The following is a 22,798-nucleotide window of genomic DNA, read 5'->3' as shown; positions in this document are numbered from 1 at the left end:
ATGTATCAAGAAGATTTTAAATCTGGTTTCGTGTCGATCATCGGTCGACCAAATGTCGGTAAATCGACATTCCTTAACCGCGTGATCGGACAAAAGATTGCCATCATGTCGGATAAACCACAAACGACACGAAACAAAGTACAAGGTGTGTATACGACGGATGATTCCCAAATCATTTTCATTGACACACCGGGAATCCATAAACCGAAACATCGCCTCGGAGACTTCATGATGAAAGTGGCGACAAACGCCCTTCGCGAAGTCGATGCGATTCTTTTCATGGTGAATGTGACGGAACCTCGCGGTGCAGGTGATGACTTCATCATCGAAAAACTGAAAGGACTTGACACACCAATCATTTTGGTGATGAACAAAATCGATTTGATTCATCCGGATGAACTTCCAAAAGTGATTGAGCAATACACGAATGAGTTGGACTTTGCAGCGTATGTACCGATTTCAGCACTGCAAGGCAATAACGTCGAACCGCTCCTAGGAGAAATCAAGAAACTGTTACCTGAAGGACCGATGTATTATCCGGCCGATCAAGTGACAGACCACCCGGAGCGTTTTATCATCTCTGAGATGATTCGCGAAAAAGTGTTGCATAAGACACGTGACGAAGTCCCGCACTCAATTGCTGTTGCAATCGAATCAATCAAGAAACGTGAAAACTCCGAGATGATTGATGTCGAAGCGGTGATCATGGTAGAGCGTGATTCGCAAAAAGGGATCATCATCGGCAAAAAAGGGACGATGCTTCGTGAAATCGGAACAGATGCCCGACAAGATATCGAGGCGCTTCTAGGTACGAAAGTGTATTTGAACCTTTGGGTCAAAGTTCAAAAAGACTGGCGTAACAAGATGGGTCAGCTTCGTGACCTCGGTTTCCGCGACGACGAGTACTAAGCTATGTTACAAAAAGTCACGGGAATCGTCATTCGTACCGTCAATTATGGTGAATCGAATAAAGTCGTGACATTGTTTACGGAAGAGCTTGGCAAAGTTGCGATTATGGCAAGAGGCGCAAAGAAACCGGGAAGTCGGTTCCATGCCTCGAGCCAACCGTTTGTAGAAGGTGTTTATATTTTCCCGTCTAGCCGAGGACTCGCTCAGTTAAAATCATCTGATGTCATGACGTCCTATCCAGAGGTTCGCAAAGATGTCGATCGGATGGCGTACGCGATGTATTGGTTAGAGCTCGTCGACCGATCTGTCGAGGATCGCGTACAAAATCGTCCGTTATTCCGGATTTTACAGGACGCGCTTCAAGCATTGAATGCAGGAATGGACCCAGATGTGATCACGCATCACATGGAACTGCGCATGCTACATCTTCTGGGTGTTTCTCCTGTGCTGACCGGATGTGTCCGCTGCGGGGACGTGACGGACCCGATGTATTTCTCGGTCGCATCCGGAGGATTTTTATGTGGTCGCCATCGAGAAGAAGGATCGATTCAATTGTCAGAGCGCCTAGCCAAACTACTCTATTTGATGAGCAAGCACGAACTGTCGGAATTTCGGAACGTGCCGTTGTCAAACGAGTCGAGACTCCTATTGCGTCAACTGTTCGATGCGTACATGGAATCGTATAGCGGATTGCGACTGAAGACGAAGCGAGTGCTCGATCAAATGATTCGACTTCATCTGAATGAGGATTGACTTTTTAAAGTGAATTCGATACGATGAGTTACGATTAGACAATGAAATAGCGTGCGCGATGAAGGAAATAAGTAACTCTTCATGTCATGAATGAAGCGAGTTCGGGGTGGTGTGAGCCGAGCGTCATGAGAAGAGTGAATGGCGATTCCAGAGCGCCCACATCTTGTTAAGAGTGGTCCCAATGATTGGGGCAAGTAGGGTGGAACCGCGGGAATCAATCCCGTCCCTATGTGCTAGGCACATAGGGGCGTTTTTTGTCGTTTCAATACTATTGGAGGTGTCATCTATGAAGCATATGACTATGCAAGAAATCATTCTCACGCTACAAAACTTTTGGGCATCGAAAGGTTGTTTGACGATGCAAGCGTATGATGTGGAAAAAGGGGCAGGTACGTTAAACCCAATGACTACATTAAGAACGCTAGGACCAGAACCTTGGAATGTCTGTTACACAGAACCGTCGCGCCGCCCGGCTGACGGACGTTACGGGGAGAACCCGAACCGCCTGTATCAACATCATCAGTTCCAAGTCATCATGAAGCCTTCTCCGAGCAACATCCAAGAGTTGTACTTAGAAAGTCTCGAGTTGATCGGAATTAACCCGCTCGAACATGATATCCGCTTCGTTGAGGATAACTGGGAGAACCCGACATTCGGAGCAGCCGGTCTCGGTTGGGAAGTATGGTTAAACGGGATGGAAATCACGCAATTCACGTATTTCCAACAAGTCGGTGGCATCGAGTGTGATCCGATTGCCGTTGAAATCACATACGGTCTCGAACGTCTCGCCTCGTACATTCAAGAAGTCGAGAGCGTTTTCGACCTCGTTTGGACAGACGGATTCAAGTATGGAGATATCTTCTATCAGCCTGAGTTCGAACACTCAAAATATACGTTCGAGTTATCAGATGTCGATATGCTCTTTACGCTATTTGACACATATGAGAAGGAAGCAAAACGTGCTCTTGAAGAAAATCTTGTCTTCCCTGCGTACGACTACATTTTGAAATGTTCACATACGTTCAACTTGTTAGACGCAAAAGGCGCGATTTCTGTGACAGAGCGGACTGGATTTATTCAACGCGTCCGTAATATGTCACGTGCATGTGCTTCTAAATTTATTGAAGAACGGGAGCGTCTCGGTTTCCCACTTTTGAAACAAGAGAAAGCAGGTGACTTGAATGCGTGACCTTTTACTAGAGATTGGATTGGAAGAGCTTCCGGCTCAATACGTCTTGCGTTCAGAAAAACAGTTAGGAGAACGAATCGACTCGTTCTTGAAAGAAGCGCGAGTTGAGTTTGGATCAATCGAAGTATATTCGACACCTCGTCGTTTAGCTGTAATCGTTCGTGATGTGGAGGAAACACAACAAGATTTGACGGAAACACTTCGCGGACCTGCGAAGAAGATTGCTCAAGACGCAGAAGGGAACTGGTCGAAAGCGGCAGAAGGATTTGCCCGTGGTCGTGGATTGTCAGTGGAAGACCTATACTTTGCGGAAGAAAAGGGAGTCGAGTATGTCTTCGCGGAGCGTCATGAAAAGGGACAAGCAACAGGTTCTTTGTTAAGTGGTCTTGAAGACGTAGTTCGAAGCTTGACGTTCCCGAAAAACATGAAGTGGGGAACGAGCAGTTTACGCTACATGCGTCCGATTCGTTGGTTGATTGCCCTCTTCGGTCAGGATGTCATCGACTTTACGATTGAAGGCGTGAAGACAGGGAACGTGACGAGAGGACATCGCTTCCTCAGTAAAGGAGACGTCGTTGTCCATTCACCAGCTGAATATGTGGAAGCGCTAGATGCTGCCTTTGTCATGGCAAGTTACGAAGCGCGTAAAGCAGAAATTGAACGTCAAATCCAAGCACTTGCGACAAACCAAGGATGGACGATCCCACTTGATGCTGACTTGTTAGAAGAAGTCACAAACTTAGTCGAATGGCCGACTGCCCTCTTTGGTGAGTTCGATGAGACGTATCTTGACTTACCAGAAGAAGTACTCATCACGACGATGAAAGAGCACCAACGTTATTTCCCGGTATATGTCGATGGAACGTTGAAAAATTATTTCGTCACCGTTCGAAACGGAAATGCCGATCATCTTGAAAACGTCGCACGCGGAAACGAAAAAGTCATTCGTGCGCGTCTTGCGGATGCCGTCTTCTTCTATGAAGAGGATAAGAAGACGAAAATCGATGACCAGCTTGCTCGTCTCGACCGAATCGTCTTCCATGAAAAATTGGGAACGACTGGAGCGAAAGCGCGTCGCGTGACAGAAATCGCACAAACCCTTGCACCACTCTTTGATGCGGATCTTGAAAAAGTGAATCGTGCTGGTGCAATCCACAAGTTTGACCTCGTCAGCCAGATGGTTTACGAGTTTACTGAACTCCAAGGAATCATGGGAGAGAAGTACGCACTTCAACAAGGGGAGGACAAAGAAGTGGCTGCTGCGATTCGTGAGCACTATATGCCACGTTTCGCAGGAGATGCATCTCCTGAGACAGCGACAGGTGCGGTGCTTGCTCTCGCAGACAAACTCGATTCGATTGCTGCGTTCTTTGGCATCGGAATGATTCCGAGCGGTTCACAGGACCCGTTCGCACTTCGTCGTCAAGCTCAAGGCGTCGTACAAATCCTTGGCGATTGGAAGATTGATCTCTCAATCGACAAACTTCTCTCGAAAGTTGTCGAATTACAACTGGAAGCAGGACTCTATGAAGCCGATAAAGAACAAGTAAAGGCACAGCTCGTCGAGTTCTTTAAACTTCGCTTGAAATATCGCCTACAAGAACAGCAGGTACGTTATGATGTGATCGATGCAGTGTTGACGACAACGCTTACGGTCGACCGTCTCGATGCTCGTGCACAGGCGATTCAACAGTTCGTCTCTACGGACGCTAAATCGTTGATTGAACAACTCTCGCGCGTCGTCAATATCTCGAAAAAAGGTGAACAGGGAGACGTTGATCCTTCATTGTTTGAAAATGACCAAGAGGTTGCGTTAAATGAAGCGATTGAACAGACAGCTCCTGAAGCGACGAAGGCCGTTCAAGCGGGAGACTATAACAAAGCGCTTCAACTTCTTCAAACACTCGAATCACCAATTATGCAGTATTTTGAACATACGATGGTCATGAGTGATGACGAGGCGGTACGCCAAAACCGACTCCACGAAATGAACCGACTTGCTACGACGATTAAGAGTGTCGCAGACTTCAACGCGCTCGTACTCTGAACAAACTAGAGGGGGTTGGCTATGCAACTGAATGAACGCCAACAAAAAATCGTCGAGATTGTAAAAGAGAATGGACCGATTACAGGGGAACAAATCGCCCAGGAATTATCGCTCACTCGTGCGACCTTGCGTCCAGACCTTGCAATTTTGACGATGACAGGAATACTTGAAGCTAGACCTCGCGTCGGCTACACGTTCGTTGGCAAACGGAATTCGTCGATGCTCCGTGAAAAGTTAGACTCGTTGACTGTAGGGGACTTCATGTCCTCTGCAAAAGTCGTACGAGATGAGATGACGGTATATGATGCGATTGTCACGTTATTTTTAGAAGATGTGGGCTCACTGTTCGTTGTCGGACGTGACCGGGAACTAGTGGGAGTATTGTCTCGTAAAGACTTACTCCGTGCTGCAATCGGGAACCAAGACTTGGATCAATTACCTGTCAATGTCATCATGACACGTATGCCGAACATCACAGTATGCGAGAAAACCGAGACATTAATCCGTGCGGGCATGAAATTGATTGAAAAGCAAATCGATGCGATGCCGGTCGTTGAAGAGAAGGACGGGAAACTAATTGTTCTTGGTCGAATGACGAAGACGAACATGACGAAGGTGCTCATTGCGTTAGCGAACGATGAGTCGATTTGAGGAGGAAACCGATTTGACTACGAAACAACTCGTATTTGTTGTAAGTGATTCGGTCGGGGAGACGTGTGAACTTGTCGTCCGTGCAGCGAGTATCCAATTCCATGAGAATGCAATCGAAACGCTCCGCATCCCATTCGTTGAGGATGAGCAGACGATTATCGATGTTGTCACACAAGCGAAAGCGCAACAGGCGCTCATTGCATTCACGCTCGTCAACGAAGAGCATCGGGCTCTTCTCATGAGACTCGGGGAAGAACACCAAGTCAAGACGGTCGACCTGCTCGGTGATTTACTTGATGTGTTATCGGGACAATTGAAAGAGGCCCCGCGTGAAAAACCGGGACTCATCTATCGATTAGATGATGATTACTTCCGCAAAATCGAGGCCATGGAATTTGCGGTCAAGTATGATGACGGTCGGGACCCGCGTGGGCTTAAAAAAGCCGACATCGTACTTGTCGGTGTCTCGCGAACGTCTAAGACGCCATTATCCCAATATTTAGCATTAAAACGATACAAGGTTGCCAACGTTCCACTCGTTCCAGAATCACGACCGCCTGAGGAGTTGTTTGATTTGCCGGCAGAGCGATGTGTCGGATTGATCATCTCACCAGAGAAGTTGATTTCGATTCGGATGGAGCGACTCAAGTCACTCGGTTTGAAGCCAGAAGCGGACTATGCTCAACTCGAACGAATCAATCGAGAGCTTGAATATGCTCGTGGCATTTATGAGCGAATCGGTTGTGAAGTCATCGACGTGACGAATAAGGCGGTCGAAGAGACGGCGGGTATTATTTTGCGTCATCTCGAGCAATCAAAAGATGACTAATTTGAATAAGTGTTTCAATTAGTAATCGTTGCTTTGAGAGGGTATAATAGAGTATTGACAGTACAGTGAAACGGAACGTGATCAGCGTTCCGTTTCGTTGCGAGATTGGAAACAGGGAGTGGTCAAGATGCCACGGATACCAGATGAAGTCATCGCAGAAGTGAAGCAAGCGACCGATATCGTAGAATTGATTGGCGAGCGTGTCGAATTAAAGAAACAAGGACATCGACTTGTCGGGTTATGTCCTTTCCATTCCGAAAATTCACCGTCTTTTTCCGTTTCACCTGAAAAAGGGATGTATCACTGCTTCGGCTGCGGAGCCGGAGGGAACGTGTTTACGTTCGTGATGGAGACCGAAGGGTTGTCTTTTCCTGAGACAGTCGAACGCTTAGCAACGCGTGCGAACATTTCAGTAGACGGCATACAAGGGGACGAAGAACTAACGCGTGAACAAGTATGGCGCAAACAGATGCGGGATGCGCACCGACTTGTCGCTGACTTGTACCATGAAGTCTTGATGAAGACAGAAGCTGGCGAAGTGGGATTAACGTATTTGCGAAATCGTGATTTAACGGAAGAGACGATTGCGCAATATCGGATTGGATTTGCCCCAGACCAACGGCGCTTTACTGTCGAGTTGTTGGAGCGGCGTGGGTTTGATTTAGAAGTGATGGTTGAGGCAGGTTTGATTTCAAAGTCAAAATCCGGTGAATATTTTGACCGATTTGAAGGTCGGGTCGTCTTTCCGATTGCGGATCGAGACGGCACCATTGTTGGCTTCAGCGGACGTGCGATTGATGACCGACAACCAAAATACGTGAATACGGCGGAAACACCGTTATTCAACAAGAGCGAATTGCTATTTGGCTTCTCACAAGCCCGTGCAACGATGCGAAAGAAAAAGCGAGTCTTCCTCGTAGAAGGTAACGTAGATGTCTTACAAGTCGCACAAGCGGGTATACAAGAAGTCGTGGCATCACTTGGTACCGCGTTCTCTCCACAACATGCAAGAGCATTGTCTCGCATCGTGGAAGAAGTCATCATCTGTTATGACGGAGACCATGCAGGACAAGAGGCGACTCAAAAAGTCATTCGCTTATTAGAGTCATCACCTCTTGATGTACAAATTTTGCCATTACCGGAGAAGACGGACCCAGATGATTATATTCGTCAACATGGGGCAACGCACTGGCAACAGTTTGTCGAGACTGAGCAGTTGAGTGTTCTGGATTTCATGAATCGTATGCTCAGACGAGGAAAAAACTTGAATCGAGAAGGAGAACGGATTCGTTTTATTGAATCTATGCTTGAAGAGATTGGTAAGACGAATGATTCGATTCGAAGAGATTTATACGTGAAAAAATTGTCGGATGAATTTGAGATTCCGCTTGAGACCCTTCGTTCGAGAATCCCTCGTCCGACGTCAAGCGAATCAACACCAGTCCGTACGATGGAACCTGCTGAACCCGTACGAAAGCGTTCGAGTAAAACAGGTGAACCGCGCTGGATGAAAGCAGAGAAATATTTGTTGCGTGCCATGTTGACTGGACCGGAACAAGTTCGATTCGTGCGTGACCGTCTAGGGCTTCGTTATCAAGACGAAATACATCGTATGTTAGGCTCGGCATTGTATGAAATCGTCTCTGAGACGATGACACAAGACGAGTTTGACCAAGTGACGCCGCCATTTATGGAGCGTTACTGCGACCAGCGTCCCGATTATGCGATGCGCTTTGCGGAGATTCGACTGATGGCTGGACCGGATGAACTGTCTGAAGATGTTTTAGACGAATATATTCGGGTCATAAACAGTTATGAGGAGCAACGTCAAATCGAGCGTGCAAAAAGGGAAATCGCACAAGACGCCGAAAGTATTGTTGACCAGGCGTCCAAGCTACAAGAATTGATTGCCCGTAGTCGTCGTCTACGAGAACGATGAACGTGGATGAAGTTTGGAAGGAGTTGAACTGCTAGATGGCAGAGAAGAAGAAAGAGGATTTATTTAACGCCATAGAAGAGCTCGAAAAGTTAGGTAAGAAAAAAGGCGTCGTCTCAATGCAAGCGATTCAAGATCGCCTCAGTCATTTTGAGGTGGACTCGGATTTCATTGATAACTTCATCGAGGATTTAGAAGCAAAAGATATTCGTGTCACAGAGGACGCAGCTGACGCAGAGGAAACACCTGCGAAAAAAGAAGATGAAGAAGTCGACTTAAACGACTTATCGGTACCACCTGGCATTAAAATTAACGACCCGGTTCGAATGTATTTAAAAGAAATTGGACGTGTCGACCTTCTCAGTGCAAAAGATGAGACGGAGCTTGCGAAACGAATCGAGCAAGGAGACGAAGAGGCGAAAAAACGTCTTGCAGAAGCGAACTTACGTCTCGTCGTTTCGATTGCGAAACGTTACGTCGGTCGTGGAATGCTCTTCCTTGATTTGATTCAAGAAGGGAACATGGGCCTCATCAAAGCAGTCGAGAAATTCGACTATATGAAAGGGTTCAAATTCTCGACTTATGCGACATGGTGGATTCGTCAAGCAATCACACGCGCGATTGCTGACCAAGCCCGTACCATCCGGATTCCTGTCCACATGGTTGAAACAATCAACAAATTGATTCGTGTCCAACGTCAATTGCTCCAAGATCTCGGTCGCGAACCGTCTCCAGAAGAAATTGCGAAAGAGATGGAACTCACACCTGAAAAAGTACGTGAGATTCTAAAAATCGCGCAAGAACCGGTATCGCTCGAGACACCGATTGGGGAAGAAGACGATTCACATCTCGGTGACTTCATTGAAGACCAAGATGCGATGGCCCCACAAGATGCGGCAGCTTATGAGTTATTGAAAGAACAGTTAGAAGATGTTCTCGATACGTTGACGGACCGTGAAGAAAACGTTCTTCGTCTTCGTTTCGGTTTAGACGATGGTCGTACCCGTACACTTGAAGAAGTCGGTAAAGTGTTCGGCGTCACGCGTGAGCGAATTCGTCAAATCGAAGCGAAAGCTCTTCGTAAATTACGTCACCCGAGTCGTTCCAAACGCTTGAAAGACTTCCTCGATTGATTTCATATTTGAATAAAGTGTGAAGTTTTAGAAGAAAGGAAGGAAAATGAGTGATTTTCCTTCCTTCTTTATTATTTTTTGAGTAAAATAGTGTTGGATAGAAATTTGGAATGAACATGAGGGGGAACTACAATGCGTAATCCATTGTTACCGTTTGCGGCAATCGCAATCGTCGCAATTATTGCCATGGTATCATTATCGTATTTTGGTGTGAATCAGGCGCAACAAGCGGCTGAAGGTCCAGCAGTCACTGAAATGAACCCAGAAGAGTTATATGCAGCGAAGGGTTGCACAGGTTGCCACGGCGGAAACCTTGAAGGTGGCGTTGGTCCAGCACTTACTGGTGTTGGCGATCGTCTTTCACCAGAAGAAATCGCAAACATCATTGTCAACGGACAAGGTGCGATGCCTGCAGGACTTGCTTCAGCTGAAGAAGCAGAAGTGCTTGCAAACTGGTTGATTGAACAATAAGAGATGGCGCACTCCGTAACGGGGTGCGTTTTTTGTTGTCGAAGTCTAGAGAATTCGATACGCTAAGGAAGAAGTAGAACAAAGGAGTTGTCTTACATGCAAGAACGTGTCATCTTAGACCGCCGCTTGAAGCAGGTTGTCGATTATATTCCTAAAGGAAGTGTGCTCGCCGATATCGGATCAGATCACGCATATGTACCATGTTATGCCCTTCAACAAGGAATCATTTCAAAGGGGATTGCAGGTGAAGTAAATGTCGGTCCAATGGAGGCCGCAAAAGCGCAAGTAGATTTGATTGGAGCACGAGAAGTCATCGATGTGCGACTAGGCGATGGTCTCGCCGTGCTTCAAGAAGACGAAGCGACTTGTATCTCGATTTGTGGGATGGGAGGCAGTTTGATTCGTTCGATTCTGGAGTCTGGAAAAGAGAAGCTCGGTGCAGTCGAGCGTCTTATTCTTCAACCGAATGTCGATGGACAACACGTTCGAAGCTGGTTGCTTGAGAATGGTTACGTTCTCGTTGAAGAAGCGATTGTCGAAGAAAATGATAAGGTATATGAGATTCTCGTCGGCGAAAAAGGGACTGAGACGATTTACAGTGACGATCTAAATGAGCGGACTTGGCAACTGTTGTTCGGCCCATATTTGATTCAGGAACGCCCTGAACCGTTCAAACTGAAATGGAGTCGTGAAGCGGATAAGCTCGAATACGTACTCGGTCAAATGGCAGATGGCATTCAATCAGAGGCGTTAGTTCAAAAACAGGTCGAATTCAAACGGATGCGTGACAAAATGAGAGAGGTGAGTCAGTAATGGCGAACGGCAATCAAGTGATTCAGTTGTTTGAAGAGTTTGCGCCAAAACACTTAGCTGTCGAAGGTGATAAAATCGGCTTGCAAATCGGATCGCTGAACAAAGAGGTCAAACGGGTCATGGTGACGCTCGATGTGCTTGAATCGGTCGTAGACGAAGCGATCGAGAAAGAAGTGGACTTGATCATTGCACATCATCCGCCTATCTTTAGCCCGTTATCTCAAGTCAACGATCGCTCCACGGCAGGGAAAATCACGATGAAATGTATTCAGCATGACATTGCGGTATATGTAGCACACACGAATTTAGATGTCTGTGTGGGCGGTGTGAACGATTGGATGAGCGAGGCAATAGGGTTACACGATACGAAAGTACTCGTGCCGACGTATGAGGAACCGGTTTATAAACTAACTGTATTCGTTCCGGAAACACACGCAGAAGACGTTTCCCGTGCATTAGGCAAAGCAGGTGCCGGACATATCGGAGACTATGCGGATTGTCAGTTCCGTGTGGCTGGTACGGGGCAATTCACGCCGCTCGAAGGGACGACACCGTTCATAGGCACACCAAATGAGACGGAACAAGTGAACGAGGTGAGAATTGAGACGGTCGTTCGCGAAAGTCAGAAGAAACGAGTCTTAAGAGCGATGAAAGATGTTCACCCGTACGAAGAAGTGGCTTACGACTTGATTCGAGATGAGATTGAAGGGCATGTCTACGGTCTAGGGCGCATTGGTAAACTTGGACAGGCTTTAACACTTGAAGAGTTTGCCGAACATGTGAAGACGAGCTTTGGCGTGGAAGGTGTGCGTTTCGTCGGAGATTCGAAGCGCTTGATTGAAAAAGTGGCCGTCCTTGGAGGGGACGGAAACAAATATGTTTCCGCTGCGCACTTCAAAGGTGCAGATGCCTACGTGACAGGTGATTTATACTTCCATGTAGCTCATGATGCGATGGCGTTAGGACTCGCGGTCGTAGACCCGGGCCATCACGTTGAGAGCGTGATGAAGCAAGGCGTTGTCGATGTGCTCGCAGAGAAGTTTCAGAAAGCGAAAATCGATGTCGATTTGATCATTTCCGAAGCGAACACGAACCCGTTCCAATTTAAATAAAACGATAAATCCCCCATCCTCTGAGAGAATGGGGGATTCCTTCACTTACGCAATGCTTTTACTTTCGGTAAGATACTGCGAAGTTCGAGATATGGTGTTTTATCATGTGTGCTCAAATCGTCTGGGTCGTACTGTGACAAGAAGTCGATGACCTTCTTCGTGATTGGTGTCGGTGTAGAGGCACCAGATGTCACAGCGACGGTCTCGACGCCCTCTAGCCAGTTCAAATCAAGCTCGCTCAAATCGCCGATACGATATGCATTTGTGCCGGCAATCTCTTTTGAGACTTGTGCCAAGCGATTCGAGTTATTTGATTTTGGATCTCCGACGACGATCAACAATTCACAGTCACCCGCTTGTTCGGCGACGGCTTCTTGGCGGACTTGAGTCGCATTACAAATTTCGTTATGCACTTCAACGTGCGGATAGCGGGCTTGGATTGTCTCGATCAGTGTGGAGACGTCCCATTGACTCATCGTCGTCTGGTTTGTCACAAGAATTTTCCGGTCGAATAAACGACTCGGTAACTGATCGATTTCATGTTCATATTGAATTAAATGAACATGGTCGGGTGCGACACCGATCGCACCCTCTGGTTCTGGATGCCCGTGTTTTCCAATATAGATGACATCATATCCTTCTGCCGTCTTTTCACGAATCAAGTCGTGTGTGACGAGTACGTCAGGACAAGAGGCATCGACAATCGTCAATCCTTTTTCAATGGCACGTTTGCGGACGAGTGGGGAAATCCCATGCGCTGTGAAAACGACCGTTCCGCGATCGATGGTTTCAAGCGCCTGCATCCGGTCCTCCCCGTCAACCGTTTTGACACCGAGATCTTCGAACGCCTGTGTGACGTGACGGTTATGAACGATCATTCCAAGTATATGAATCGGGCGTGGCAAATCGGGATTTGCAACCGCCTCATTTGCGAGTTTCATGGCATCAACGACACCATAGCAATATCCGCGTGGACTAATTTTTTTAACTTTCATATGAAGACGAAGGCTCCTTTCGAAGTGCTTTCATACGTATTAGTCTAACATTGTTTCGAAAATACGAAAAGATTTGCGTGTATTCATGCTATAATTTTTAGGTTAGAAAGGAGGGACATCGTGAATCGAATGAAACAGTTGCGTGAACTTAGAAAATCATATTTTTTCCAAATCACTTTCATCATCATCATTATTCTAGCACTTGTCATCTCGTCACTTGCCTTTTCTGCTGATCGCGTCACGGTGTCTCGTGCAGAAGAGCTCGCAAAAGAGCAGTTTGACTACGCGATTGACGATAGCATTGAAAATGTCGAGTCCCGACTTGGAAAACTGTATGAAGATTTGGTTTACCTAGGAGCTTACGTCGGAAACGAGCCGTGGATTGAGGAACGGATTCGAACAGGCTATTTGAATCAACGGACAAGTTTTACTTCGATTTTCTATTATGACGTCAATAAGAACTCGTTTAAATGGTATTCCGAGCGTCAAGTCTCTTCATCTGTCATTAAACGTGATCCAAAGTTTAAAGAAGTGTTGACGGCGAGTGGGAAAGAGCTATATATGAGTGACCCGATCATGATTAGCGGCGACATGGGGACGTTCTTATACGTTCCTGTCATTGAAGATAACCGACCGGTCGGTATTTTTGGTGGAAGTATCAGTGTGCTCAACTCTGACTTATACCGTCGATCGCTCGAATCCGCGAATGATGACATGATTCTTTATTTGTTGGACGAACAAGGAGAAGTGTTGACGACTTCGTTCAATTTGGTCACAGATGCAGAACGCCGAGTGTCACGTGAAGTCATTGACGATGTGTTAGGGCGGAGTACACGTACGATTTTAAGCACGGAAGAAGATACGTTAATGTATGAGCCAGATGCCCGAGTCAGTGGGTGGAGCATGCTTGCGAAACATCAGAACGATTCCGTGTATGAGACGGTCTACGATACTCGCTGGCAATACTTGATGATTGCACTTGTCACTTTCTTCTTGAGCATCCTTGTCGGATTGTTGCTCTCACGAACATTGACCAATCCGCTCGTGGAACTTGTCAATCATATTAAGAAGCAACAATCACTCGGAACCATCTCCCTAGAGCGAACCGGTTCAAAAGAAGTAGAGACGTTACTCGATACGTATAACGACTATGCACAGCGAATGGAAACATCAAGGCGTGAGCAGTTGAGCCAGCAACAGTTGATCTTGCATCAGGAGAAACTAGCATCACTCGGTCAATTGGCGGCAGGGATTGCCCATGAGATTCGAAATCCCCTCACACCGGTGCACATCACTTTACAGATGGCGCGAGAAGGGCAAAGCAATAAAGACATGGTGGATGTCGCCATTAAAGAGTTGGAGCGGGCAAACGATTTAATCTCGACGATGCTGACGCTCGCCAAGCCGGATCAGGCAGGAAAAGACGAAGAATGGATTGATATGTTAGACTTTGCGAAACGACTCGAATTCTTAATGGACGCCGAATGCTATAAGCGAGCGACCAAATGGGAATTACTCGTTCCGAATGATATGCCTCCATTCTATGCTTCTTTTGATATGCTCGTTCAAATCATCTATAACCTGTTCAAAAATGCGGTCGAGGCAGTCGAGTCGAAGGGCGCAGAGGGAAGTGTTGTCGTGACCGTCCTCTTTACGGAGCAGGAATATCGGTTCTTGATTGAAGATAACGGAATCGGGATGACAGAAGAACAACTCAAGACGATTGGATCTGCATTCAATACGACGAAAGATAACGGCAACGGTCTAGGGATCTATATGATCAAAGAGTATTTGAAGAGTGTAAACGGATCGATGGAGGTCGATAGCGTCGTCAACAAAGGGACGGCGATGTTGATTAAAATTCCAAGGAGAGATCCATCATGAAAAAACTCAAACATTATTGGATTTGGTTACCAATCGTTTGGGCCATGATAATCCTTCTGATCACATCCATTCAATTACCGGAGCAAAAGACAGATGAAAAAGAGGTCGGGTTCGTATTTGTCAGCGATAAACATGAGCACGCGAACAAGTTGTTGGATTCATTTGTTCATACGGCCAACCAAAAGGGATTTATCCCGATTCCAACGACGAGTGAAGACTCTCGCGTGTTAGAAAAAGAAAAATTGGACTCTTTGATTGATCGGGGCGTCGAGGCCATCTTCTTGACGACGCTCGATGACACGTTCATCCAACCGTCGTTAGAACGTGCGAAGCGAGAAAACATCCCGATCATTGCGATTGACCGGATGATTGATCATCCGAGTGTGTTGACTTCGGTTGTCTCTGACAATGTCGATATCGGTCGGATGGCAGCGGAACAAATTGCCGCGAAATATAGTGACCTCGATCGACCGATTCGTGTAGTAGAAGTCAGGGGAACACCGAAAGTTCGATCTACGATGGATCGGAGTCTTGGAATTCGAGAGTTCGAAAAAGCGAATGCTGATCAATTCCAAATTATCGCCTCCATCACCGGAAACTATGATACGTTTCAGGCAGAGATTGAGATGTCACGTTGGTTAGAAGAAGACATCCCGTTTGACGCCGTCTTTTCGCACAATGACGATAATACGTTCGGTGTCGTTCGTGCTTTAGAAAGTCATGACTTAACAGACAAGACAATCGTATCGGTGGATGGCATTTCTGATATTTATCCACTGATTCAGAATGGGAAAGTCAACGCGACTGTCGTGCAGTCACCGAACGAGATGATGGAAGTGGGCTTCAAAGCGCTCGAACAACATTTAAATGGAAAGAAAATTGCCAAGCACTATTATTCATCGAGTTATTTATATGAAGGTGTGGCAAAAGATTGATTGACAAATGATTTGATTCCGCTATGCTAGGAAAAGTGGAAAGAAACAGGAGGTGTATCGATTGAACAGCTTCCAACAGTTCAAATTGCTACCGTTTATAGTCGATGCGTTAACAGAAAAACGCATCACGAAACCGACCGATATACAAGCACGGATTATTCCGGCTGCACAAAATGGTCGAGATATTATTGGGAAATCACAAACTGGAACAGGGAAAACACTCGCGTTCCTATTACCGATTGTAGAAGCAATCAACCCAGAAGAAGCATCTGTCCAAGCCATCGTTGTCGCACCGACACGTGAACTTGCATGGCAGATTCACGAAGAATTAAAATCAATCCTCATTAAGAATCCGGATTATATCAAATCAAGTTTGATTGTCGGAGGAACAGACCGCGAACGTCAAATCGATAAGATGAAAAATCCACCACAACTCATCATCGGAACACCGGGACGAATCCTTGACTTGATGAAAGCACAAGCGTTGTTCCCACATAAAGTGACGCATTTCGTTGTCGATGAAGCCGACCAAATGCTCGATATGGGATTCTTGCCGGAAGTTGACCGCATTGCGCAGTCACTCCCGGAAAAACTTCAAACGATGGTCTTCTCAGCGACAATCCCTGAGAAACTCGAGCCGTTCTTGAAGAAATACTTGCACGATCCACGTTTTGCAGAAGCTAGTGTTGAGCATCGTGTCGCACCAAAAATCAAACACCATGTCATTCCGGTACGTCACCGTGACCGCAAGGAATTGACCGTCGAAATTGCGAAAGCCATCAACCCATTCGTTTGTCTCGTATTCACGAATACGAAACAAGAAGCGGATGAATTGGAGACATCATTCCGTGAAGCAGGTCTGAATGTCGGTACGTTACACGGGGACATGCAAGCACGTCGCCGTAAACAGGCAATCAAAGATATTAACGACGCGAAGTATCAATACGTCATCGCGACGGACTTGGCAGCTCGTGGGATCGACATTTCAGGAGTTTCTCATGTCATCAACCACGGGATCCCGAAAGACCTTGACTTCTACACGCACCGTGTCGGTCGTACCGGTCGTGCAGGTGCGTCAGGTGAAGCTTACACGTTATATGAGGACCATGAGAATGGACCAATCAACCGACTCGAAGAGCGTGGCTTTGAATTCACACACGTCGATGTTCGGAACGGTTCGATTCAACCAATCAAAACACGTCGTCGTCGCCAGACAGACCGGAAGATGAAAGTCTCGCATACGGCACATAGTCGTATGGCCGGAGAAATCAAGAAGGCGAAGAAAAAAGTGAAACCTGGCTATAAGAAGAAATTTAAGTATAAGTTAAAAGAGACGGCTTCACGCGAGCATATGCAACAGCAACGCTCGGATCGTCGTGCCGCTCGTAAGAAAAACAAGCGTTAATCGTTTGAAGAATCGACTTCTTGGAGTCGGTTCTTCTTTTTGTGTAAACTAAAGACAGAAGCTTATGAAGGGAAGATGATGATGTTAAAAATAGGTTCACACGTTTCGGTATCAGGTAAGAAGATGCTACTTGCAGGTAGCGAAGAGGCCGTTTCATATGGAGCGAACACGATGATGGTATACACGGGAGCGCCTCAAAACACGCGTCGAAAGCCAATTGAGGACTTGAATATCGAGGCCGCACTTACCCATATGGCTGCTCATGACATCGAAGAGATTGTTGTTCATGCACCTTATATCATTAACCTCGGAAATACGACAAAGCCTGAAACGTTCGAATTAGCCGTTTCCTTTTTGACACAAGAATTGAAGCGTGCTGAGGCGCTCCAAGTGGCGCGTCATGTCGTCCTTCATCCAGGCGCACATGTCGGTGCAGGGGAAGAGATTGGTCTCGCTCGCATCATTGAAGGACTCAATGAAGTGTTGACGGGTGATGAACAAGTTAAGATTGCCCTTGAGACGATGGCTGGGAAAGGGAGCGAACTCGGAAAGACGTTTGAAGAACTTGCGACAATCATTGACGGTGTGACACACAATGACCGACTCTCTGTCTGTTTCGATACGTGTCACGTACATGACGCAGGATATGACTTGGTCGGTGATTTGGACGGTGTCATCGAAGAATTTGATCGGATCGTCGGACTCGATCGTCTAGGTGTCATTCATGTGAATGATTCGAAAAATGTACGTGGTGCGAGAAAAGACCGACATGAAAATATCGGGTACGGAGAAATTGGATTCGATACGCTAAATCGAATCATTCACCATGAGGCGTTTGCGCATCTTCCTAAAATTTTAGAGACGCCATATATTCCTGTGAATGAAAAAACGAAAGTGGCACCATACAAACAAGAAATCGAAATGTTCCGTGCGAATCAATTTGATGCAGAGTGGCGTGAACGCTTCACGCTTTCATATCAATAAGCGATGACGATCCTGCAGATTGACCCGAATCGATATGATGTCTGGAGTGCATTCCCGACTTATTTCTTAGAACAAAGTCCAGTCTATGTGAAAGGGACGGTGACGACACCGACCGCATTCATCGAAGTGATGGGACATGGGATCGTGGCAGAGGCAGAAGTATTGTTAGAGGAGATGATTGAGCAACCTGACGATCCCTATTGGCTCGTCGTTGAGGAGGAAGGGTTGGCGAGGTATAGCTTAGTCGACTTAATCCAACTTCATTTTCACCATCCTCTTTTAAAAGTAGGTATGTATGAGGCAGATGAACCGTACGAGTCGATTCATCAGAAATGGGTAGACGGGAATCACGTGCCCGCATCGAAATGGACAAAAGAGACGTATGAGGCGCATTTGTTTCGGGAAAAGCTCGTGGCCCCGTACGCTCCGGTGACAACATGCTCGGTTTGTGAGATCAATCTTTTCGAACGATATGGAAACGATGCTTCGAAACTGATGGAGTATCATCTGCAAGATGACCACGGGATTTGGGTTTGTCCAACCTGTCATAAAGCGATTCATACGTTAGACTAAAAAAACGATGCCGAGAGGCATCGATTTTTTAGAATGGCCAGTTCGCCACGGCAAATTGATATACTTTCATCCCGAGGAAAACCCCGAAGATTCCGACGACACCTGGTAATACCGGTGGGGCCGGTAGTGGCAACTTGAGTGCAGTGAAGATGGCACCACAAATTAGGCCGGCGAGTAATGATAATAGAATCTCTTGCATGTATTATTCCTCCGTATCTTCTAATGAAAGCGCTTTATAATGACTGAACCGCATTTATTATACAATGACTTTCTCTTTTTGAGAAGTCTAACATCAGTCATCTGTCATTTTCTCATTTTCGGCTCGGAGTCGTAAAACTTCGCGCTCAGCCCAATTTGAAGGTTCACGTTCGAATACGCTAGGAATGTTGTTCCAGCGTCCTCCCGTATATTGATGAATGATGATTTGAGATTGAATCTCTTCTTCATTGTTCTCCCGTTTCACGTATACATAACGACCGTCGGAACGCTGTCTCCTTGCCTTCACGTTATCGACAAGTTGCAGTGCCATCATATCTTTGATGTACGTTTTATGTGATGCATTGAGGATTGGGAAGAGAATCTCGATTCGCTTCTTCATGTTACGCGTCATCCAGTCTGCAGAAGAACAATATAAGTCTTCTTTGCCATTTTGATAGAAATAAAAGATGCGGGAATGTTCGAGATACCGATCGATAATCGAGATGACCCGAATATTTTCAGAAACACCTTTGATACCCGGTCGTAAGCAACAGATTCCTCGGATGATCAAGTCGATTTTCACACCTGCGGACGAAGCGTCATACAATTTTGTGATGATGGCCCGATCTGTAATCGAGTTCATCTTCGCAACAATTCTACCGTTCCCATATTTCTCGTGTAGTTTGATTTCCTCTTCGATTTTGTTGAGGAAGAAGTCTTTCATATCGTCAGGAGATGTCTCGAATTGGTGCCAGGAAGGTCGTTCTCCATAACCGGATAGCCAGTTGAAAAAGTTTGTGGCATCCTCGGCAAGCTCCTCATTTGTAGTCAGGAGCCCGATATCTGTATACAGTTTAGCCGTAGAGTCATTATAGTTGCCCGTACCAAGATGAATGAACCGCTGCAAGACGCCACCTTCTAAGATGCGAACGACGAGTGTGATCTTCGAATGAGTTTTTAGTTCTTTGTAACCGTATATGACGTGGGCACCTGCTTTTTCAAGTTGTTTAGCCCATTGAATATTTTTTTCTTCGTCAAATCGTGCTTTCAGCTCAACGAGGACGGTGACCTGTTTGCCGCTTTCGGCCGCATCGGTCAATGCCTTGATAATCGGAGAGTCTCCAGAAACTCGGTAAAGCGTCTGTTTAATCGCCAATACGTTTGGATCTTTCGCGGCTTGGACGATGAAGCGTACAATCGGATCGAACGAGTGATAAGGATGATGAAGCAAATAGTCTTGTTTTGCGATGCTTTGGAATAAATCTTTTCCGGATTCGAGACCTTCCGGGATGAACGGAATCAACGTCTCATTGATCATGTCGTCATATTCCATCCCGATTTGACTATATATGCTAAACAGGAAGGTCAGGTCAATCGGACCATCGACAATAAAAATGTCACGGTCATGCAAATCAAGAACGTCCTGAAGCATGAATAACAGCTCTTTTCGTAACGAACGCTGTTGCACTTCGAGTCGGATGGCGACCCCATAGCGTCGTTTTTTCAGTTCTTTTTCGATTTGCTTCAAGACATCCCGACTGCCCTCCTCATGAAAAGGCATATCAGCATTTCGGGTGATTCGGAACGGCATCGTCGATTCGACGACAAACCCTTTAAATAGGGAATCGATAAATTGAATAATGATATCTTCGAGCAAAATCAAATCGGTGTGCTCCTCGTCATCGGTAGGTAGTTCAAGATAACGAGGAAGGACAGAGGGAACTTGAACGAGGGCGAGTCGTTTCTTTCCTTCGTCATTCGAAGCGATTTCAACGGCAATATTCAATGATTTTGATAATAGCATCGGGAAGGGACGATAGGCATCGACCGCAATCGGCGTTAAAACCGGGAAGACGTGTGTCCGAAAATATTCTTTGACGAATTCTTGTTGCGCCTTATTCAAATGTTTTGGACGTAAAAATCGTACGTTTTGACTCGATAACTGCTTCGTGATTTTCTTGTAAGTCGCGTATTGTGTCTCAACAAGTTCTTGAGCACGCATCGAGATGGCTTTAATCTGTTGCTTCGGAGTGAGTCCTGTCTTGTCTTCCGGACGGTTAAACCCTGCGAGCACCTCATCTTTTAGTCCTCCGACACGAACCATATAAAATTCGTCGAGGTTGGAACTGAAGATTGCTAGAAACTTCAGTCGTTCCATCAAAGGGTTTCGCTCATCCATCGCTTCCTCGAGGACACGCTCGTTGAAGTCGAGCCAGCTAAGTTCACGATTATTGAAATGTTCATACGTATATTCGGACATGCTTACTCCTCCTCGTTCATGACGATTTCAATCGATTGATCAATGGCGCGCTCTAAATGTTTTTTGTGTCGTGTGCTGCGCTGTAACTCAAATCGAGCAGACTCGTTCGTATCAAGCGAGATTGTGAGACCATCCTTCGAGCTAGACACATGAACATCGGAGACGATTTGTCGCTCTGTCAAATCGAGGGCATCGACGAGTTTGACAATCGAACCGAGCAGCTCAAGACTCTTTAATAATTTTTGGTCAAACCACTTAGGGAATGCCTCGATATGTTGTTCTAACACGCGTTTTGATTTAAATGACGTGACGAGCGCTAGTGCGAGCCGGTCTTCATTATTCAATCCTTTGAAGTCATTCGTCGTGATCAAATGGAATGTGTGGTCGCTCTTATTATTATGGTCGATATATTCGCCAATATAGGCAAGTCGGCAAGCACCTTCAAGGAGACCAGGTTCGAACGGTTTCGGCTTGATGGCCTTCTCTTCGATGAGTCCGGTATATAGCTGACGAGCCAATCGAATCAAATGTTGATGGCGGGTCGGATTTACATCGTATTGTTTTTCAAAATGACGAAAACTTTCTTCTTTTACATCTGCAAACCGGACTTTATCGTGCTCGTGTAAATAGTTCTCATAGAACAACCCTTCACGAAGTCCATTGTTACTCATCGTGAATTCGGGCACCTTCAAATATTTCGCAAGTTCACCAATCGCTGTGACAGCTGGGGAGATGATATCCACGCGATCTTTTGAAAGTCCATCGAGTCGTCCGAGTTGTTTGCTCGACATGCTTACAAGTTCGTCAATGACTTCCTCGAGTTGATCGGATGAGATTGTATACTGATGGATTCCTTCAAGTGGAAAGTTCGACATGGTCTGTTCGACACGAACTAAGTTACGGGCCGTCCCTCCGACGCCGACAAGTGGGACACCATGTGGTTCTAGCCACTCGATTTCTTTAAAAGCTTTCTTTAAGTATGAGGTCAAAGCTTTACGTTCGTCTTTCGTCATTGTATCGTCTTTCATGAACTCTTTCGTCAAGGTGACGGCTCCAAACGGGAAGCTATGATAAAAGACGAGTTCACGGTTCTGGAAATAGGTGACCTCCATTGATCCTCCACCGATATCGACGGAGTAACCATCTTCAACATACGTCGAATTGACAATCGCAGAGTACCCATAGAATGCTTCTTCATAATCACTTAGTAAGCGAATCGTCATACCAGTGGCGTTTTTCACCTGCTGTAAGATGTCATCCGAATTGTTCGCGTTACGGATGGCGGCTGTCGCGACAGGAAGTACATCGGTAACAGTATGATAATCATTCAATTCTTTAAAATGACGTAGCGTATCGATCAAAGCAGCGATTCCGTCATCTGTCATTTCATTCGAATCACTTATATGACTAGATAAACGAGCAACTTCTTTCACGTTTAAGCGCTCGAAATATTGTCCTTCCTCATTGACTTCAAAGATGACATTCCGGATCGAGTTGGACCCAATGTCAATGACTGCAAGTTTCTTTTCCATAAAAACATCCCCTTCATATTCTTAGTGTAATCGACAAGGTTTTGGACGAACATATGATTTACGTGAATTTTAACTAAATCAGGCGAGAATTCTCCCTCCTCTAAGCGTCTCGGGGCGAAGCCCAGCGTAGGTTGGAGATGAATCGCCCGGTCCAAAAAACTTTTCCCCCTGTGACAGATATGACGAACA

The 22,798-nt window shown here is 46.1% G+C and carries 20 protein-coding genes; 16 read left to right on the top strand and 4 right to left on the bottom strand.

Going from position 1 to position 22,798, the window contains the following annotated elements:
• From era to KNO87_RS11190, 11 genes are all read left to right on the top strand, one after another.
• Positions 1 to 909, top strand: a complete 909-nt coding sequence (gene era, locus KNO87_RS11240) for a GTPase Era (RefSeq protein ID WP_214787419.1) — start codon at positions 1 to 3, stop codon at positions 907 to 909.
• Positions 910 to 912: 3 nt separating this feature from the next.
• Complete coding sequence (gene recO, locus KNO87_RS11235; RefSeq protein WP_214787421.1) at positions 913 to 1,662, top strand: DNA repair protein RecO; 750 nt, start codon at positions 913 to 915, stop codon at positions 1,660 to 1,662.
• 295 nt (positions 1,663 to 1,957) lie between these two features.
• A complete protein-coding gene (glyQ, locus tag KNO87_RS11230) occupies positions 1,958 to 2,851 on the top strand; it encodes a glycine--tRNA ligase subunit alpha (protein WP_214789808.1) in 894 nt (297 codons plus the stop codon).
• Positions 2,844 to 4,898, top strand: coding sequence for a glycine--tRNA ligase subunit beta (gene glyS / locus KNO87_RS11225; RefSeq protein WP_214795725.1), 2,055 nt, complete (start codon positions 2,844 to 2,846; stop codon positions 4,896 to 4,898). Before glyQ ends, glyS begins: the two co-directional genes overlap by 8 nt.
• A gap of 21 nt (positions 4,899 to 4,919) precedes the next feature.
• Entirely contained in the window at positions 4,920 to 5,549 is a 630-nt protein-coding gene (ccpN, locus tag KNO87_RS11220) for a transcriptional regulator CcpN (protein ID WP_012726643.1), read from the top strand.
• Entirely contained in the window at positions 5,536 to 6,378 is an 843-nt protein-coding gene (locus KNO87_RS11215) for a pyruvate, water dikinase regulatory protein (RefSeq protein ID WP_214787425.1), read from the top strand. The genes ccpN and KNO87_RS11215 overlap by 14 nt, the downstream gene beginning before the upstream one ends.
• A 127-nt stretch (positions 6,379 to 6,505) precedes the next feature.
• Positions 6,506 to 8,317 carry a DNA primase gene (gene dnaG / locus KNO87_RS11210; protein WP_214795726.1) on the top strand — a complete coding sequence of 604 codons (1,812 nt, stop codon included), beginning with the start codon at positions 6,506 to 6,508 and terminating at the stop codon, positions 8,315 to 8,317.
• Positions 8,318 to 8,352: 35 nt separating this feature from the next.
• Positions 8,353 to 9,447 carry an RNA polymerase sigma factor RpoD gene (gene rpoD, locus KNO87_RS11205; RefSeq protein ID WP_012726640.1) on the top strand — a complete coding sequence of 365 codons (1,095 nt, stop codon included), beginning with the start codon at positions 8,353 to 8,355 and terminating at the stop codon, positions 9,445 to 9,447.
• Positions 9,448 to 9,579: 132 nt separating this feature from the next.
• Positions 9,580 to 9,918, top strand: coding sequence for a cytochrome c550 (cccA, locus tag KNO87_RS11200; RefSeq protein ID WP_012726639.1), 339 nt, complete (start codon positions 9,580 to 9,582; stop codon positions 9,916 to 9,918).
• Between the two features lie 96 nt (positions 9,919 to 10,014).
• Complete coding sequence (locus tag KNO87_RS11195; protein WP_214795728.1) at positions 10,015 to 10,731, top strand: tRNA (adenine(22)-N(1))-methyltransferase; 717 nt, start codon at positions 10,015 to 10,017, stop codon at positions 10,729 to 10,731.
• Entirely contained in the window at positions 10,731 to 11,843 is a 1,113-nt protein-coding gene (locus tag KNO87_RS11190) for a Nif3-like dinuclear metal center hexameric protein (protein ID WP_214795730.1), read from the top strand. The genes KNO87_RS11195 and KNO87_RS11190 overlap by 1 nt, the downstream gene beginning before the upstream one ends.
• Before the next feature lie 41 nt (positions 11,844 to 11,884).
• Here KNO87_RS11190 and KNO87_RS11185 read toward each other — a convergent pair whose 3' ends face one another.
• Positions 11,885 to 12,838 carry a 4-hydroxy-3-methylbut-2-enyl diphosphate reductase gene (locus KNO87_RS11185; RefSeq protein ID WP_214795732.1) on the bottom strand — a complete coding sequence of 318 codons (954 nt, stop codon included), beginning with the start codon at positions 12,836 to 12,838 and terminating at the stop codon, positions 11,885 to 11,887.
• Positions 12,839 to 12,967: 129 nt separating this feature from the next.
• Between KNO87_RS11185 and KNO87_RS11180 the strand changes: the two genes are divergently transcribed.
• From KNO87_RS11180 to KNO87_RS11160, 5 genes are all read left to right on the top strand, one after another.
• The gene (locus KNO87_RS11180) at positions 12,968 to 14,722 is read left to right on the top strand and encodes a sensor histidine kinase (protein ID WP_251126579.1); all 1,755 of its coding nucleotides are present in this window, start codon (positions 12,968 to 12,970) and stop codon (positions 14,720 to 14,722) included.
• Complete coding sequence (locus KNO87_RS11175; protein ID WP_214795736.1) at positions 14,719 to 15,657, top strand: sugar ABC transporter substrate-binding protein; 939 nt, start codon at positions 14,719 to 14,721, stop codon at positions 15,655 to 15,657. Before KNO87_RS11180 ends, KNO87_RS11175 begins: the two co-directional genes overlap by 4 nt.
• Before the next feature lie 61 nt (positions 15,658 to 15,718).
• Positions 15,719 to 17,062 (top strand): DEAD/DEAH box helicase, encoded by a 1,344-nt coding sequence (locus KNO87_RS11170; protein ID WP_214787439.1) that lies wholly within the window; start codon positions 15,719 to 15,721, stop codon positions 17,060 to 17,062.
• Positions 17,063 to 17,143: 81 nt separating this feature from the next.
• Positions 17,144 to 18,046, top strand: a complete 903-nt coding sequence (locus KNO87_RS11165) for a deoxyribonuclease IV (RefSeq protein ID WP_214789810.1) — start codon at positions 17,144 to 17,146, stop codon at positions 18,044 to 18,046.
• A gap of 3 nt (positions 18,047 to 18,049) precedes the next feature.
• Positions 18,050 to 18,619: a hypothetical protein gene (locus tag KNO87_RS11160; RefSeq protein ID WP_214795738.1), complete on the top strand. Its 570-nt coding sequence runs from the start codon at positions 18,050 to 18,052 to the stop codon at positions 18,617 to 18,619.
• 28 nt (positions 18,620 to 18,647) lie between these two features.
• Here the strand turns inward: KNO87_RS11160 and KNO87_RS11155 are convergent, their stop codons facing one another.
• The 3 genes from KNO87_RS11155 to KNO87_RS11145 form a co-directional block, all read right to left on the bottom strand.
• Positions 18,648 to 18,818 (bottom strand): DUF1427 family protein, encoded by a 171-nt coding sequence (locus tag KNO87_RS11155; protein WP_012726630.1) that lies wholly within the window; start codon positions 18,816 to 18,818, stop codon positions 18,648 to 18,650.
• Positions 18,819 to 18,911: 93 nt separating this feature from the next.
• Entirely contained in the window at positions 18,912 to 21,077 is a 2,166-nt protein-coding gene (locus KNO87_RS11150) for an RNA degradosome polyphosphate kinase (RefSeq protein WP_214795740.1), read from the bottom strand.
• A gap of 2 nt (positions 21,078 to 21,079) precedes the next feature.
• Positions 21,080 to 22,609: a Ppx/GppA family phosphatase gene (locus KNO87_RS11145; RefSeq protein WP_214795742.1), complete on the bottom strand. Its 1,530-nt coding sequence runs from the start codon at positions 22,607 to 22,609 to the stop codon at positions 21,080 to 21,082.
• Positions 22,610 to 22,798: the final 189 nt, after the last annotated feature.

Source organism: Exiguobacterium sp. s34, assembly GCF_018617435.1.
GTDB classification, from domain to species: domain Bacteria; phylum Bacillota; class Bacilli; order Exiguobacteriales; family Exiguobacteriaceae; genus Exiguobacterium; species Exiguobacterium aestuarii.
This window is presented reverse-complemented; position numbering and strand designations above follow the sequence as displayed.